Here is a 17928-nt window from a genome sequence, read left to right as displayed (position 1 = left end):
CAACCGCTGATTGTAGGTGGTTACAGCAATTTTCTATTCTTAAACCGTGAGGGCTTGCCTAAGGTTGCAGGAAACTATGAGGGTATGGTGCGAGGGCTGATTAAGAAGTATAACAAATATCACACGGACAAGTTACCGAACATCACACCACATTCATTCCGACATACTTATTGTACGAATATGGCAAACAGAGGAATGAACCCAAACACCCTGCAATATCTCATGGGACACGCCAACATAACCATGACACTTGGCTATTATGCACACGGTACATTTCAATCTGCAAAAGCAGAACTGGAAAGGCTGGCTTGTTAATATCGGAGCTTATATTTACTACTCATTTACTACTTTTGCTTGCATTTTCATGCTGGTAAATGCCAGCTTATGCAAGGTATCTTCCGAAAAGAAAATACCGATAAAGCCCTAAAATACGGGATATATCGTCATTTACTAACTTATGAAAAGATAATCAGAAATTTAGTAAGTTTTTAATATAAAAACATACCAAATTTGGATAGAACGGAAATGAAAGTCCTGCTGTTTATTTATATAATTTTCTCAACAAGACAGGAATGGAAGGAGAAGCTGGTATGAACAGAGTATGTGAAATCTTGAATATTGAGAAGCCGGTCATTCAGGGACCGATGGCATGGATTTCAACTGCACCGCTGGTTGCAGCAGTTTCCAATGCGGGAGGACTTGGTGTGCTTGGCGTAGGATTTGCGCCGGAATCGTTTATCCGTGAGCAGATTGCGGAGACAAGAAAACTGACTGATAAACCGTTTGGAATGAACGTTATCATGATTCCACCAAATTTGGAACATGTGACAAAAATTGTGTTGGATGAGAAACCACCAGTCATGTATGCGGATACGATCGCAGGTCTGGATCCGGAGCTTTGCAAAAAATATTTTGATATCTGGCACAGCGTTGGATGCAAGATCGTGGTAAAAGCATCTTTCATTGATGATGCAAAAATTGCTGCGGATGCAGGCGCAGATGTCATGATCGTAAAAGGCTGGGAAGGCGGCGGACATGTTACCTTTGAGGCAACCACAGTACTGGTTCCACAGGCAGTAGACCTGCTTGATATCCCGGTTATTGCCAGTGGCGGTATCGCTGACGGACGTGGTGTGGCAGCAGGTGTTGCCATGGGAGCAGAAGGATTTGAAATGGGAACTGCATTTATGGCAGCAGCAGAGACAACCGTTCATCCGAATGTAAAGAAAGAAGTACTGGCAGCCGGAGATATGTCTACGGTTATCACTGGATATTGTACCGATGAGCCTTGTCGTCAGATCAAAAATAAACTGGCAGACGAGATGATCGCTATTGAGGATAACAATACAAAAGAAAAAGCGGCAGAATTGCTTCGCCCGGTGGCGGAGAGTTCTCTGAGAAAAGCAATGGCAGAAGGCGATATGGTAGACGGAGCTGTTATGGCAGGTCAGATCGTACCACTTGTAAAAGAGGAAAAACCTGCATTACAGATTATTGATGATGCGATTGCAGGAGCAAAAGAGATTTTAAGCCATATGGCTGAGTTTACTTTTTAAGGAGGTTTCCTATGGAACAGATGGCAAAAAAACGTGTTCCGGTAACGGACGAGGAAAAACAGAAAAGTTACTATAAATATTTTGAGCAGGAAATGGCACAGCCGTCTCCGGAAGCATACGCAAAAATGCTGAACGGACCGCTGCGTCCAGATCAGGTATTACAGTTTAAGGACAGAAACCGTTTGTTTGAGCCGGGATATCTGGAAGCGGAAGCCGGCTGGTGTATTTTACCGGACGGAACCGGATATCTGGCAAATCTGACAAAAATGCCAGGTGTAACACCGGAGATGTTTGACTGGTTCTTTGCATGGCATGGACTGGACAATCTGCGCTACAAAATCTGGAATCCGGAAGACCATTACAAAGCAGAGACACAGAACCGTGTCCGCGCGCTGGATCCGGATCTGACTTACCAGGAAAAACTGTGGGATACCACACATGAGATTACCGAAGACACCGGAATGGGTCCGGATCAGATCGTGATCAACTTCAAATATCCGGGAGACTGCGGATTTAAGGCAGAGTTGATCGGAACCGATGCCTGTGCAGCGTTAGTCTGTGGAAAAGGTTATGGAAAAGGACAGCCGCCATTTGCAGTTCCACCGACATTTATGACACACTTTGTACGTGAGATCGAAGGTGGAATCGAGCTTCGTTCCCGGTTCTGGATGGGGTGGAATTATGTAAACGGAAGAGATGTGAAAGTGCTTCCGGACGGTATGCGTTACCCGGATATGGCGGCTATGTCGCTGGCCTTACATAACGTGAAAGAGTTCACAAATCTGGCAGCAATCCTTCCGTCTCTGTATGCGGAAGAGAAAGATAACTGGAGGTAGAAGCGATGATTTATACAAACCATAAGATTGAATTTGATGAGAGCAAATGTGTGGGATGTCAGATCTGTTATAAAGCCTGTTTTGTAGACGTCATCCGCTGGGATGCCGAAAAGAGGCGTCCGATTTTCAAGTATGTGGAAGACTGCGAACACTGTAACTATTGTGAAGTAAAATGTGCCAAAGGTGCAATCAAAGTAATTCCTGATTATGGAAGCCAGAGTTTCCGTCAGACCTTTGACTGTTACGCAAAAAAGCAGAGTGAAGCATAGGGCAGGAAGGAGGACATTATGCAGAAACAGGAAATCAAACAGGAAAAAATGTCTGCTGACGTGCTGATCATCGGCGGTGGAATTGCCGGTCTGACAGCAGCTATCAGTGTAAAAGAAGAAAATCCGGATATCAGTGTTCTGGTTGTGGAAAAACAGACCTCCGGTTATTCCGGAAAAGCAAATAAAGGCGGTGGCGTATTACAGTATTTTGATCTGGAAAAAACAACACCGGAGATGTTCAACGAATATCATGCAAACGCAGTCGGTGGCTATCTGGCAAACCAGAACCTGCTGAAAAAATATGTGGCAATGAACAATGAACTGCTGGATAAGATGGAATCCTGGGGGGTCAATATCCCGAAAAAACGTATTCCGACAGGCCCGATGACTTACATGGTCGGTGTGGATCTGGATCTTACGTTAAAAATGAGAGCAACTGCCACAAAACTGGGCGTAAAATTTATCGATAAAACAACAATCTCTGATTTACTGATCAGAGATGGAAAAATTGCAGGTGCAGTTGGATACAGTATTATTGACGGAACTTTCTATGTATTTGAAGGAAAATCTGTTATTCTCTGTACCGGAAGCCAGAACTACCGTGTCGCTCCGATGTGGAGTAACGGACGTGGCGATGGTATTGCGGCAGCTTACCGTGCCGGTGCACAGATGCGTAATCCGGAGTTCGGAAACTTTGCACAGCTTTACCGCGTACACAGCAACCGTGAGTGTGTATTTGGCGAGAACGTTATGTACGATGCTTATGGTGAAAATATTACAAAGAACTTCCGCCGTTTCCCAGAAGCAGATATCAGTTCCAGTGCCGTTGCTGAGTGGTACAATACCATGGCTTCCGGCAGAGGCCCGGTTTACCTGCATCCGATGGAGAGCGAGACAACCAAAAATGATACGATGATGTTTTACATCTGGGATCGTCCGTATGGTCTGCCATTTTGGAAAATCGATTTTGAAAAAGGTTCTTCCGTAGATGGATTCGAAGGTGATGAGAAATGGGAAGTAGAACCAGGATTTGTCGGCGAGCAGTCTCCGGTTAAAGTAGATGAGCAGATGGCAACTACCATTCCGGGCATGTACGCAGCAGGAGATGTCTGTTACGATGGTTCCTGTGCACCTGGCGCAGTTCCGGCACCTCCGGGACGTAATCGTGGTTCAGGAATCCTGAATGCAGTATTTGCAGGTGTGGTCAGTGGTCAGCAGGCAGCAGCTTATGCGGCAGCAAACACTCAGTTGCCGGTAGATGATGCTCAGGTAGAGCAGCTGAAAGAGGATGCATTTGCACCGTTATTCCGTGAAGATGGCGTAAAAGCAAAAGCAGTGATTGATAAGATCCAGCAGCTTGTCTGCCCGGTAGAAAACAGTGTATACATGAGCCAGCATCGTCTGGATGTATGTTTACGGAAACTGGCAAACATCAAACCGCTGGTTGCACAGTTAAAGGCAGAAGACTTCCATGATCTGCTTGCCTGCCATGAGGCGGAGGCCATGGTTCTCTCCGCAGAAATGCAGTTTAAGGGCGCATCCATGCGAAAAGAGTCCAGAGGATGGTTCCTGCGTGAGGATTATCCACAGATGGATAATGAGAACTGGCTGAAATGGATTGTGTGTGAGAACAAAGACGGAGAAATGGAGTTTTCCACAGAGGATGTGCCGATTGAGACATATCAGGTGCAACCGCCGAGATTTTAACTTACCGGTGTTTAAATTTTCACTGGGTTAATAAGGATATTAGGATAGGGATAAAGTTAGAGATCAGAAAAGTAAAAAAGGGGCTGTGAAAAAAGAATAGTCCCCAAAAAAAGAAAGACCAAGAGTTTATAATGAACTCAAGGTCTTTCTTTCTGTTATAATTAACTTGTGAAAAAAATTAATAACATAATCTATTCTAACCCAAAACAGGCAGTTTTGCCAATGCTAATTCAAGATTATTTGGACATCTGTGATCCAGTGCTGACTTTTGACAGATTTATGGGAGAAATCGAACTGGAGAAATATCTGAAAAATATTCCTCAACATTATACAGGAAGACGGAGTCATGCGTTGCCCAAACGGGAAAAACTTTTATCTTCAGTATCGAAAAAACGTAAAAGGGAACAAGTATGGGCGTCAGGAAGAAGTGTATCAGTGTGAAGACTGCTCCGGCTGTCCATACGCAGAACAATGTAAAAAGACAGACAAAAACCGTACTGTTCGGATCAAGCGCGAACTTACAGCGATGCATCAGGAAGTGATAGAAAATCTCGAAAGTATCCAGGGAGCGCTTCTAAGGATGAACAGATCCATTCAGGCAGAAGGTACTTTTGGTATCATGAAAAACGACCGGTGGTACAAAAGAATTGTCCGAAGAGGAATAAAATCTGTATTGCTTGAAGTATTTCTCGTTTCTATCGGACACAATCTTTATAAATATCACAACAAACAGAATTGTGTGTAAAGCCTATTTTTACAATAGGAATAAAACACAAGAAAATTGTTTCTATTTTGTATAAAATCATGAAAGAATGTAAAAATATTTAAAAGTAATTGTAAAAAATGTTGAGAAAAATACAAGATAGACTTTAAAAACTGGTAAAAATGTTGTATAATATGATCATTACCCGGACATCTATCCTGGATGTTATGGGAAGAAATACTAATTTCAAGGGGGACATGAAGTGGAAAAAGAAATTATTGCTATGCTGCTTGCCGGTGGACAGGGTTCACGGTTGTATGCATTGACACAGAAGCTGGCAAAACCTGCAGTTCCATTTGGAGGGAAATACCGTATCATAGATTTTCCGTTATCCAATTGTATAAATTCCGGTATTGATACGGTTGGGATTTTGACACAGTACCAGCCATTAGTCCTGAATGAATACATCGGAAATGGACAACCATGGGATCTTGACCGTCTGCATGGAGGTGTACATGTACTTCCGCCATATCAGAAAGCATCTGGTTCCGACTGGTACAAAGGTACGGCGAATGCAATTTACCAGAATATTGCATTTATTGAACGATACAATCCGAAATATGTCATCATTTTATCCGGTGACCAGATCTGCAAACAGGATTACAGTGATTTTCTGGAGTTCCATAAGCAGAAAGGTGCTGAATTCAGCGTGGCTGTTATGGAAGTACCGTGGGCGGAAGCTTCTCGTTTTGGCTTGATGGTAGCAGATGAGAATGACAAGATCACAGAGTTTCAGGAAAAGCCGGCAAATCCGAAATCAAACCTGGCATCTATGGGTATCTACATCTTTAACTGGGATGTCCTGCGTAAGTATCTGATAGAAGATGAGGAAGATCCGGAATCCGAGAATGATTTCGGTAATAATATTATCCCGAATCTGCTGCGTGACGGCAGGGATATGTATGCATATCATTTCAGTGGTTACTGGAAAGATGTTGGAACTATTTCATCCCTTTGGGAAGCAAATATGGAGGTTCTCGATCCGAAGAACAGCGGTATTGATCTTTTCGATGAAGACTGGAAGATTTACAGTCGCAACAGTGGTATGACCGGTCACAAGATTGGCAGTGATGCAGTGATTAAAAACTCCATGATCACAGATGGATGCCGGATTGACGGTGAGGTAGAACATTCTGTTCTGTTTGCCGGTGTCAAAGTAGCACCGGGAGCTGTTGTCAAAGACGCAGTTGTCATGGGGGGTACCGTGATCAAACCGGGTGCTGTGGTAGAACATTGTATTATTGGTGAAAATGCCGTGATTGGTGAAAATGCAAAAATCGGTGTGGAAAAAGAAGGCGAGGACAAAGGAGTTGCCACCATTGGACCGGGAGTCTATGTAGGTGACGGAGCAACAGTGGGTTCTAATGCTATGGTTCGAGAAAATGTAAAGGATGGTGAGGAAGAATGGTAAAGTCAAATATAAATGCACTGGGAATTATTTTCCCGAATTACTATGATTCTCTTGTCCCGGAACTGGTTAATGAGCGGCTGATGGGATCCATTCCTTTTGCAAGCCGTTACCGTCTGATCGACTTTGTGCTCTCCAGTATGGTAAACAGCGGCATCAATAGCGTATCCGTACTGGTGCGTGAAAAATATCATTCTCTGATGGATCACCTTGGTTCCGGTCGTGAGTGGGATCTGGTTCGTAAGAACGGTGGACTGACCATCTGGCCGCCGTATGCGGAGAAAGGAATGAATCTGTACGGTGGACGTATCGAGGCGTTGGATCATACACTGGATTATCTGAGAAAACAGAAAGAAAAATATGTTATTATGGCAGATACAAATGTTGCCGTAAATTTTGATTTTAGAAAACTGGTTGCCACTCATGAGGCAAACGATGCGGATGTAACAGTTGCGTATACAGTAGAGGAGATTCCGGAAGGTTCCCTGAAGGCTGAGAATGCAAAGCGGGGCATGTATTATACATTTGATTTTGATGAGAGCGGCCGTGTGAGCAAATGGCACATCAATACAAAGGAAAAAGGTGTACATAATCTCGGTATGAACATTTATTGCTTCAACCGTGAGTATCTGATCAATCTGATCGACGATGCGTTTATTCGTGGAAATATTTATCTTGAGCGAGATATTCTGGCAAAAGAAGTGGATAAGATAAAAATTTACGGTCATAAGTACATAGGTTATTGTTCTCGTATCTGCGATATGAAGAGCTATTTCCAGGAAAATATGAAATTATTGGAAGATGAGAACCTGGAAGGTCTGTTTGCAGGCGGACCGATCTATACAAAACTGCGCGATGACAACCCGACACGATACATCAACGGTGCTGCTGTAAAAAATACCATGGCAGCAGACGGTTGTGTCATTGAGGGTACTGTAGAAAATTGTATTCTTTTCCGCGGGGTGAAAATCGGAAAAGGAGCGGTTGTGAAAAACTGTGTACTGATGCAGGATACGGTTGTAGAGTCTGGTGTGAAGGCAGAGTTTATCATTACGGATAAAAATGCGGTGATCACATCCGGAAAGGAACTGAAGGGAGCGGATTCTTTCCCAATCTATATTGCAAAACATCAGGTTGTATAAGCTATTTTCAAGTCGAACGCATGTGAGACTTGATGCGTGAATCTGGTCAGCGAAAGCTGACATATTCTTCTCAGAAGCACTGCACGCTATACCTGTATCAGAAGCTTTTGTTAGAAAAATTTAAAAGTGTAAGCCAATGGATTTGGACATGAAAATGTAAAAATGGATGAAAGAATGGTGTGATATGTATAAAAAACGACATATCACACTTTCTTGTTTGAGAGGAAATTGCAATGAATTTCCTCTCAAACAAAAAACGCTCCGCGAGGATGCGACCAGATGCATGTGGAATATGTCTGCTAAAGCAGACTGCATCTGGCGCGCAAAGCGTAACAAGTCCCTCAAAGATTGAGGGATTCAGGGAGTTTGAAGCGGACTTGTCCGCTTTGTTCTTAGTGAGAAATGAAAAAATATTGACTTTCTTTTGGTTGTGGGGTTTACTAGTAAATAGATTGTATAAAATATAAGATATTACGACTAGGAGAATTTTTTATGGAACGAAATCTTACAACCGGAAGTGTTCTGAAGAACCTGATGTTTTTTTCCCTTCCGTATCTGTTATCGTATTTTCTGCAGACATTGTATGGTATGGCGGATCTGTTCATTGTCGGACAGTTTGACGGTGTGGCAAGTACTACTGCAGTTTCAGTGGGAAGCCAGGTTATGCATATGCTTACCGTTATGATCGTGGGATTGGCTATGGGGACGACCGTTACCATTGGACAGGCAGTGGGAGCGAAAAACAGGAAAAAAATCTCACACACCATCGGCAATACGGTGATCTTATTCTGCATTGTCTCTGTGGCAATGATGGCATTTTTCCTTTGCATGGTGCGGCCAATCGTGGCTGTGATGTCCACGCCGGCAGAAGCAGTGGAGGGAACGGTAGCGTATCTGACGATTTGTTTTGTTGGTATTCCGTGTATCACAGCATATAACGTCATCAGTTCCATTTTTCGTGGCATGGGTGATTCCAAAAGCCCGATGTACTTTATTGCAATCGCCTGTGGTGCAAACATTGCCTTTGATTATATTTTTATGGGGGCATTGCATCTGGGACCGGCGGGGGCTGCCCTGGGAACGACGCTGGCGCAGGCTCTGAGTGTGGTCATTGCGTTGACGGTGATCTTGAAAAAGAAGATGGGGATCTCCGTATCCAGGCAGGATTTCCGGCCGCGTAGGGAAGCAACAGGACAGATCGTGCGCATCGGTCTGCCGATTGCATTACAGGACGGACTGATCCAGGTGGCATTTATCATCATTACCATCATTGCAAACCGACGTGGACTCAGTGATGCAGCTGCAGTAGGAATTGTAGAAAAGATCATCAGTTTTTTGTTCCTTGTGCCATCCTCCATGCTGTCTGCGGTATCTGCCCTCGGTGCACAGAATATCGGAGCCGGAAAACCGGAGCGCGCCGTGCGGACACTGTACTATTCCATCGGGATTACCGTCGGTTTCGGTGTGATCATATCTATTATCATACAGTTTGTAGCTGCACCGGTGGTGGGACTGTTTACGGCAGATGCTGCAGTGGTTGTGCTTGGAACCCAGTATATCAGAGGATACATCTGGGATTGCATTTTTGCGGGCATCCATTTCAGTTTCAGCGGTTATTTCTGTGCGATCGGCAGATCGGAACTGTCCTTTATCCATAATATCACAGCCATCGTGCTGGTGCGCGTGCCGGGGGTATATCTGACTTCAAAGTTGTTCCCGGATACGCTGTTTCCGATGGGACTGGCTACGGTTGCGGGATCCCTGACATCGGTTGTTATCTGTCTGATTGCTTTTCATATACTAAAACGGCAGAAAAAAGTTGCATAAAAATGAAGAGAAAAAGAGACTTCGGAAAGGAAAAATTTTCCGGGGTCTCTTTTTCTGTGTCAGTATTTATGCGGATCTGCAGGAAAAGTCGGCTTTTGTGCAAGTTGTACAGGACAGATTTTCCGGCAAAAAGAAGTGTTGACAGGTGGGAAAGTGGTTCGTATACTTGGAATACATTCTAGGTGTGAAAACACATTCTTATAAAAGATTCTTTATTCTGCGTTCATGAGCAAGTAGCGAAAGCGGATTGCGAATGTCCGCTTTACATGTGCAATGAGATTTTCTAACGCTCTGATTCAGAGCAAAGTATTACAAATTTGGAAAAAAATTTAATGGAGAGAGGGGAGAAAATGTGAATTTTTTGATTTCTGCCAATACAGATATAGGAACGCTGAAAAAGACGAATCAGGACAGCGTGCTGATAAAAAAGATACATACTTGTCAGGGGGAAATGGTGTTTGCTGTGCTGTGTGACGGTATGGGAGGACTGGAAAAAGGAGAAGTGGCAAGTGCAGCGGTGGTCAGAGCTTTTGAACAGTGGGTAAATACGGAATTGCCGCTGATGTGCGGACAGGTGCTGGAAGAGAGAAAAATCCGTACGGATTGGGAATTAATTATCAAAGAAATGAATCGTGAGATCGCTGAATATGGAAAACAGCAGGGAATTTGTCTGGGAACAACGGTTGTAGTGTTTCTGATTACACAGATACGGTATTTTGCATTGAATGTGGGCGATTCCAGGCTTTATGAATTGACGGACACAGCATTGAGGCAATTAACGACAGATCATACTTTTGTGGGCAGGGAAATGGCGATGGGACGGATGACACCGGAGGATGCACGAAAGGATAGGCGCAGAAATGTATTGCTGCAGTGCGTAGGTGCATCGGAAGCTGTTTATCCGGAATTTTTATTCGGAACACCGGTATCGGAATCGGTATATCTGCTTTGCTCGGACGGATTTCGTCATGAAATTTCTTCCGATGAAATGATTCAGGCACTGAAACCGTCTGTGTTGATTAAAAAGCAGGCAATGGATGAAACGACAACAAGTCTGATCGAATTACTCAAGCAGCGTGGGGAGCGGGATAATATAACGGCGGCTCTGGTTCGTGTTTTATAAAAGCTTATAGCCTCTCGAAAGAAATCTATAAAGCTAATACAAGGAGAGATGAATGCTTGAAATAGGAAGTGTGATTGACGGGAGATACAAGATTTTAAATGAAGTTGGTCGTGGTGGAATGAGTGTTGTATATCTGGCCATGAATGAAAAGGCGAATAAGCAGTGGGCTGTGAAAGAAGTCCGTAAGGACGGCAGACAAAATTTTGAAGTTGTAAAGCAGGGATTGATTGTTGAGACGGATCTTTTGAAAAAATTACGTCATCCCAGTCTGCCAAGCATTATTGATGTCATTGATGATAAAGATTCGTTTCTGATCGTCATGGATTATATTGAGGGAAATCCGCTCAGCAGTGCACTGGAAGAATCTGGTGCACAGCCTCAGAATCAGGTGATTGCCTGGGCAATACAGCTCTGTGATGTGCTTGGTTATCTCCATGCACAATCTCCGCCGATTATTTATCGTGATATGAAACCATCCAATATTATGTTGAAACCGGACGGAAATCTTACCTTGATTGATTTTGGAACAGCCAGGGAATTTAAGGAAAAGAATCTGGCAGATACTGTTTGTCTGGGAACGATTGGATATGCGGCACCGGAACAGTTCGGCAGAATGGGACAGACGGATGCCAGAACAGACATTTATTGTCTGGGAGCTACGCTATACCACCTGGTGACAGGGCAGGATCCCAGTGCACCACCTTATGAGATAGGTCCGATCCGACAGATCAATCCTGCATTATCCGATGGATTGGAGCGGATTATCCGGAAATGTACCCGGCGGAATCCGGAGGACCGTTACCAGTCCTGCGCTGAACTGATGTATGCATTGAAGCATTATGACGAAATTGATGAGGTATATCAAAAGAAGCAGAAGAAAAAACTGGTAGTGTTTCTGGTTAGTCTGTTTCTGACAGCGGCTTGTGCAGGGATATGTCTGTGGGGATATTTTGGTAGTGAACAGAAAAAAAGTGAAAATTATGATGAAATTTTGAAAGGTGCATTAGATTATCAGGATTATTATCAGGCAATTCTGATAGATCCAACAAGGAAAGAAGCGTATGAGAAACTGAATGATACATTGACGTCAGATCTGATCCTGACAAAAGAAGAAGGTCAGCAGTTGTTGCAGCTGCAAATTGGTCTGGATGAAAAGGACAGTAACGGTTTTTCAAAAAAGCAGGATGTTCTGGCTGAACTAAAGAATTGTAATCCTGAAGGCTATCCGGAAGTATGCTATGAGATTGGAACTTCATTTCTGTTTTTTTATGATGTAAATGTTGACCGTGACCGATATATCAGCGCAAAGAAATGGTTTCAGGAGGCTGTGGATCAATATCCGCTTGCTCAGATTTACTGTGATATCGCAGATTGTCTGGAACTGATCAATCAGTACGATAATGCAAAAGTAAAGCAGACAGATAAAATGTATGATGTTTATCGTCAACTTTGGGAAAAGATACAGGAACTGAAAAGTACTGCAGATCGATTTGGAGATGTTGATGTAAAGCTGCAGCTTTGGACGGAAATAAATGATATGTTGAATGCACAGGTGGTACCGTTCCTGGAAGTGACTCAAGTGAATGAAATAAAAAATCTGCTGGATGATATCCTGAAAGAATCTGATGCGATACATAAATCTGTTATTGTACAGGAAATTAAAAACTTACAGCAGAAAATAATTGAAACAGTGCAAAAAATCGACAGTGTTCAGAAGGAGGCAGGGACATCATGACATATGAAATGTATCAGACTATCTTTTGGCATGCAGGTGTTTTGACAATTATTTTTGCAGTTGGTGATGTACTGCTGTTTGTGATTTTAAAAATTCCGAAAGTGATAGGGCAGCTGAGTGGAAGGACAGCTCGGAAAGGAATTGCAGATATTTGGAAAAAGAATATTCAGACCAGAGGCAGATGTTATAAGAGCTGTGCAGAAAATCAGAATTTTGGAAGCATTGCAGGCGGTATGACAGAATCAGGAAATATACACCGGTTTGGAGAAGCTGTGAATACAGGAGGTATAACACAGAAAATTGCGACATCGGAAACAGGGGAAAAGCTGAAAACTTCCGAGACAATGTTTCTTCCAACACCGAAATATGCAGAAACAATGGTGCTGAATGACGTTGATATGGATGACAATTTTGTCATAGAAGAAATTTGTTTTATCCATACAAAGGAAACAATTGGATAAAAGGGAAAGGGATACCATGAAAAAGAAAAATTTGCAAAGAAAACAAAGGTTTCTGGCTGTTGTTTTGAGTGTAATGCTGTTTGCAGGACTGTTGCCGGGAAGTTTGTCACAGGTACTGGCGGCATCGGATGAATATGAGGACTGCTGTATTGCGGAAGTTGCGGGTGATGAGCCGGATGGAATTTATGAAAGCGAGACGCTGAAAGCAGATCAGAGTCTGGCATTTTCAGAAGAAACGGTAAAACTGGAATATGGTGCCACAGCGTATGGACAGGTAGCAAATGCTGTGGAAAACCAAGATGCGGCAGATGGAAAAGGATATGGAACAGGAGCAGTTACTTATCGGTTGACAGATAATGTTCTGGGTGCACAGATCGATGAGAAGAGTGGAACACTGACGTTTTCTGATGGAAAGACTGGAAGTGTTACAGTCACGGCAAAAAAAGAGGCAGATGAGTGCTACAACGAATGTGAGGCGAGCTACACACTTGTGATTACATATATGCAAGCACCGGATGTTACATACCGGCTGCAGGGACCGCAGAATTCTGTGAATGAAGATGGAACCGCATTACCATTTTCCTATCATGGTGATTCTACGGCTGCATGGTTTACAGATACGGTAACGATTCAGGCACCGGATGGATATCTGATCAGCAGAACAAATTCTTTATCGAGCCGGAACTGGTCAGCATCTATTTCCAGTACAGAAGAAGGCCACAATGAGATATCTTATTATCTGAGAAACAGAAAGAGTGGCGGTATTACAGATGTTCTCACAATTTACAATCTGAAGATTGATCAGGGAAATCCGACAGATCTGCGGATGGAATACCTGACAGAAGAGGCACCTGCTGTATGGAAAGATTCTGTGCTGTATGGAAAAGACGAAATTGCTGTCAGACTTACAGCAAAAGATACCATGTCCGGTCTGAAAGAATTATATTATCAGTATAAGTCAAATGTAATCAGTACTTCCAGCCAGGGAAAAGACTGGACAAAGGTGGATCTGGTATCAGACAAAGTCGAAAAAGTGAACAACGAAGATGGTTCCATAAGTTATGTATTCTGCATTCCGGCGCAATTCCGGGGAAATGTGTCTTTTAAAGCAGTTGATCAGGCAAATCGTGTGACGGAATACTGGGATGACAGGACCGTTGTGGCAGATAATCGCAATCCGCAGGCTATAATTTCCTATACAGCGCAGGGAGACAGTTGTCTGGTTGCAAAAGTGACGAAAGATACAGAAGAGTCACAGGAACGTGCAGATGTACCGGAAGAACAGGTGGATGAAAATACCAGATTTATCTATGATGGTGCAGTTACTGCTTCCGTAGATATGACAGAAGCAAACTTTGAGGCAGAAGATGTCGTTCTTACGGTTTGGAAAGATGGCACAGAAATCTGGAATGGTGCAGTTGCAGAGGCACAGAAGATAGCAAATGACTGTGAAATTTCTGAATGGACTGTAAATAAGGAAAATGATAAAGAATCTCTTGCTATTCAGCTGCTGACAGATGGCGATTATCAGATTGGAATTTCCTATAAAGACCGGTCAGACAACAAGATGCATTATGTTTCCGGTGAGTATGAACAGAAAGAAGGAGAAGCGGTTTATCAGTCAAATATTATTACGATTGACACCACAAATCCGGAGGTAGAAGTATCCTATGATAATAATACCGTCGTGAACCAGCATTATTACAATGCAGGCAGAGTGGCCACCATTAAGGTAACAGACCGCAATTTCCGTCCGTCTGAAACGGACTGGAAGATCACTGCAAAAGACGGAGATTCTGTGATCGATCCGAAAACTGTGGAAAATGGAAATGCAAATGTAGTTGATGATACATATTCTGAGTTGAAAAACTGGTCAGACTGGACACAGGATCCGCAAGATCCTTCTGTATGGTATGCCAAGATTCCTTTTGAGCAGGATGCGTTCTACAACGTATCATTTGCCTGCCGGGATCTTGCAGGCCATGCATTGAAAGAGGATTATGCAGATGCATTTGTCGTTGATACAACAAAAGCACCGCTGGAAAAAATGAAGATTACTTACAGTGAGGAACTTCATACCTGGCAGAAAGTTGTACAGGCAATTACTTTTGGATATTTCAGTTATAAAGATCAGGTAACGGTTACGTTGACCGCGGAAGATGAAATGTCCGGCATTGACTATATTACCTGGACTTATAAACGGGAAAATGGTGCAAGTACGACAAAAAATGTGAGTGAGCGGACGGAGACAATTACCCGTGATCAGATTACTTACAGCAAACGGGGAAAACAGGCGGTTGCAGGCTTTACATTAAAAGCCACAGATGCAGAGCAGTTCCGTGGTGCCGTTTCTTTCACTGCAACAGATATGGCCGGTAATACCAGTGAGATAAAAGCGGATGCGCAGAGAATCAATATCGTAGATAATATCTCTCCGGAGCGTACGGTATCTTACTCACCTGCAAAACAGGTGGTTGATGCCGCAACCGGATTGCAGAAAACGTCTTATCAGTATGAACAGGAAGGAACAGATTCTGTATTATATTATGATAGAGATGTGACTGTGACCTTCCGGATCGAGGAAGCCAATTTTTATACAGAAGATGTCATTATTGCCGTGAATGGAGAAAAACGGGTACCGGATCGGTGGATCCAGAATGGGGATGTATGGACAGGAACCATGACATTGAGCGGAGATGGCGATTATTATGTGACCATGGATGATACGGATCGCTCCGATAATAAGATGCATTCCTATCGGTCTGAAAAAATTGTCATTGACACAACAGCACCTGTCATCCATGTGACTTATGGCAATCAGGATGTGAAAAGAACAGAAGGATCACGCCTGTATTTTGACCGCACACAGACAGCAACGATTCAGATTACAGAGCATAACTTCCGGGCAGACGATGTGGCAGCAGAAGTGACGGCTGTTGATGTAACCGGCAGAAACGTTGCCGTGGCAGACTATGCGGCATATTTATCCAATCGTGGTAACTGGAAGAAGGACGGCGATGTTTATACAGCAACCATCACGTATCCGGTGGATGCAAATTATACATTTGATATCTCCTACCATGATCTTGCATTGAATGAAGTGGCAGATTATATATCGGATCTGTTTACCGTAGATCAGACAGTACCGGATAATCTGAGTATTTCATACAGCGAAGGTGTGCAGCAACAGCGGGTAGGCGTGACACCATTCCGTTATTATAATCAGATGATGACGGTTACGATCGCCGGTGAGGATGCAACGTCCGGTATCGAACATTTTGTATATAATTATCGAAATGCAAGTGGTGTCAGTGCTGTCAATGCACAGTTGCTGGAGGCTGCGATCGAAAAAGCAGAAGTCATACAGAATGGCAGACTTTTTACAGCCAGATTTACAATACCAGAATATGTCTTACAGGGAAGGAATCAGTTTAACGGAACCGTGGATTTTGAAGCCTATGACTATTCCGATAATAAGTCCGGGCTGAATGACAGTGAGCGTATTGTCGTGGATAATCTCGTTCCGACAGTATCCGTCACTTATAATGATCCGGTCCGGGAAGTAAATGGAATTGCATATTATGCAGGCGATATCGATGCAACGGTTGAAATCCATGAGGCAAATTTCTATGCGGAAGATGTTCAGATCTCAGTAGCAAAAGACGGTCAGAGTGGATATGGTATCAATGCAAACTGGACAGAGAACAGCGCAGATGTCCATACCAGAACCTTCCGCCTGAGTGAGGACGGAGATTATCTGCTCACAGTAAATTATACAGACCGATCCGGAAACCGTATGGAGTCCTATACATCCGGACAGCTGACCATCGACACACAGCATCCGGGTATTTATGTATCCGGACTGCAGGCAGATTCAGCAAATAAAGAAGAACCGTATGGATTTACACTGACGGTCAGCGACAGCGCAGACAATCTGCTGGCAGGCGATATTGTCCCGGTTCTGACAGCTGTAACCTGTGATGAGAGTGGAAACTATACAACACAGGAAGTCGAACTTCCGGCTCCGGAAATGACAGAGAATCAGCAGTCTTATCAGATTCAGGTAGAAAATCTGGAAGCCGATGGTATCTACACGTTGTCCTGTAAAGCAAAAGATATGGCGGATCAGGAATATGATCGGATGACACTGGAAGATGAACAGGAATACGAGACGGTGACATTTTCTGTAAACAGAAACGGTTCCACATTCCGGGTAGACGAAGATACTGCCGATTTACTGGATCAGTATTATGTCTATCAGGTTCTGCAGGATGTTGTGATCGAGGAAATCAATACCAATCCGATTGAACATTATGCAGTAAAAATGAACGGAAAAGTACTGACAGAGGGGACTGATTATACCACAAGCGTGACATCGGCAGATGGTACATGGAGTGTCAGAACCTACTCTGTGAAGAAGGAACTGTTTGCTGAGGAAGGAGAATATCATCTGGTGGTTGAATCTGTGGACAAGACAGATACTGCTGCTTACAGCGACGTAAAAAATCTGAAGCTGGCCTTTGTGGTAGATCAGACGGCTCCGGTAGTTGTATTCAGCGGACTGGAGAGCGGTGGACGTTACGAGGCACAGGAACAGACGGTAACGGCTGTCCCGACGGACGACGGCGGAAAATTAAAAACGTTCCAGGCAGTAGTGACGGATAAAAAAGGCGAACAGAAAGAAACGCTGATTACATTGGAAGGAGACGAGTTGGAAACATATCTGGCAGAGCATGATGGAAGGATCAGCTTTGAAATCCCGGAAGGATTGGAACAGCAGGTAACTGTTTCCTGCAGTGATCATGCGGTAAAAGAAGATGGAAGTACCAATACATATAATCAAACATTTGACAATGTAACGGTATCTACCAGTAAAATGATTATTTTCTTCGCAAACAAACCGTTATTCTACGGTGTCATTCTTGTATGCTGCGCGGCAGCAGCCGGTGTGATCGGTTTTGTTATCTGGAAGAAAAAGAAAAAAGTGAAAAAAGAAGAAGCGTAAGAAAAACACATATTAGTCACATATTTTACGAATATTCAACACATTTTTTCTGTACACTTACTCCATAAGTGATTTTGGATTGAAGGAGGAAGTGTT

13 protein-coding genes are annotated in these 17928 nt (G+C 43.4%); all 13 read left to right on the top strand.

The window, feature by feature from the left end; all coding sequences use genetic code 11:
* On the top strand, positions 1 to 315 hold a 315-nt coding region (locus HMPREF0373_RS02385; RefSeq protein WP_021737973.1), incomplete at its 5' end, for a tyrosine-type recombinase/integrase.
* 275 nt (positions 316 to 590) lie between these two features.
* Complete coding sequence (locus HMPREF0373_RS02380) at positions 591 to 1556, top strand: nitronate monooxygenase (RefSeq protein WP_044962594.1); 966 nt, start codon at positions 591 to 593, stop codon at positions 1554 to 1556.
* An 11-nt stretch (positions 1557 to 1567) separates the two neighbouring features.
* Entirely contained in the window at positions 1568 to 2392 is an 825-nt protein-coding gene (locus tag HMPREF0373_RS02375; protein ID WP_021737971.1) for a DAPG hydrolase family protein, read from the top strand.
* Positions 2393 to 2397: 5 nt separating this feature from the next.
* Positions 2398 to 2661 (top strand): 4Fe-4S dicluster domain-containing protein, encoded by a 264-nt coding sequence (locus HMPREF0373_RS02370; RefSeq protein ID WP_021737970.1) that lies wholly within the window; start codon positions 2398 to 2400, stop codon positions 2659 to 2661.
* 18 nt (positions 2662 to 2679) lie between these two features.
* Complete coding sequence (locus tag HMPREF0373_RS02365; RefSeq protein WP_021737969.1) at positions 2680 to 4368, top strand: FAD-dependent oxidoreductase; 1689 nt, start codon at positions 2680 to 2682, stop codon at positions 4366 to 4368.
* 346 nt (positions 4369 to 4714) lie between these two features.
* Positions 4715 to 5113 carry a transposase gene (locus HMPREF0373_RS02360; RefSeq protein ID WP_021737968.1) on the top strand — a complete coding sequence of 133 codons (399 nt, stop codon included), beginning with the start codon at positions 4715 to 4717 and terminating at the stop codon, positions 5111 to 5113.
* 220 nt (positions 5114 to 5333) lie between these two features.
* Complete coding sequence (locus tag HMPREF0373_RS02355; RefSeq protein WP_021737967.1) at positions 5334 to 6542, top strand: glucose-1-phosphate adenylyltransferase; 1209 nt, start codon at positions 5334 to 5336, stop codon at positions 6540 to 6542.
* Entirely contained in the window at positions 6536 to 7681 is a 1146-nt protein-coding gene (gene glgD / locus HMPREF0373_RS02350) for a glucose-1-phosphate adenylyltransferase subunit GlgD (RefSeq protein WP_021737966.1), read from the top strand. Before HMPREF0373_RS02355 ends, glgD begins: the two co-directional genes overlap by 7 nt.
* A 492-nt stretch (positions 7682 to 8173) precedes the next feature.
* Positions 8174 to 9508: an MATE family efflux transporter gene (locus HMPREF0373_RS02340; protein WP_021737963.1), complete on the top strand. Its 1335-nt coding sequence runs from the start codon at positions 8174 to 8176 to the stop codon at positions 9506 to 9508.
* 352 nt (positions 9509 to 9860) lie between these two features.
* Positions 9861 to 10631: a PP2C family protein-serine/threonine phosphatase gene (locus tag HMPREF0373_RS02335; RefSeq protein ID WP_021737961.1), complete on the top strand. Its 771-nt coding sequence runs from the start codon at positions 9861 to 9863 to the stop codon at positions 10629 to 10631.
* A 52-nt stretch (positions 10632 to 10683) separates the two neighbouring features.
* Positions 10684 to 12366 (top strand): serine/threonine protein kinase, encoded by a 1683-nt coding sequence (locus HMPREF0373_RS02330; RefSeq protein ID WP_021737960.1) that lies wholly within the window; start codon positions 10684 to 10686, stop codon positions 12364 to 12366.
* The gene (locus tag HMPREF0373_RS15895; RefSeq protein WP_021737959.1) at positions 12363 to 12827 is read left to right on the top strand and encodes a hypothetical protein; all 465 of its coding nucleotides are present in this window, start codon (positions 12363 to 12365) and stop codon (positions 12825 to 12827) included. Before HMPREF0373_RS02330 ends, HMPREF0373_RS15895 begins: the two co-directional genes overlap by 4 nt.
* Before the next feature lie 16 nt (positions 12828 to 12843).
* Complete coding sequence (locus HMPREF0373_RS02320) at positions 12844 to 17832, top strand: hypothetical protein (protein WP_044962593.1); 4989 nt, start codon at positions 12844 to 12846, stop codon at positions 17830 to 17832.
* Positions 17833 to 17928 lie beyond the last annotated feature (96 nt).

The organism is Eubacterium ramulus ATCC 29099 (assembly GCF_000469345.1).
Lineage (GTDB): Bacteria > Bacillota > Clostridia > Lachnospirales > Lachnospiraceae > Eubacterium_I > Eubacterium_I ramulus.
This window is presented reverse-complemented; position numbering and strand designations above follow the sequence as displayed.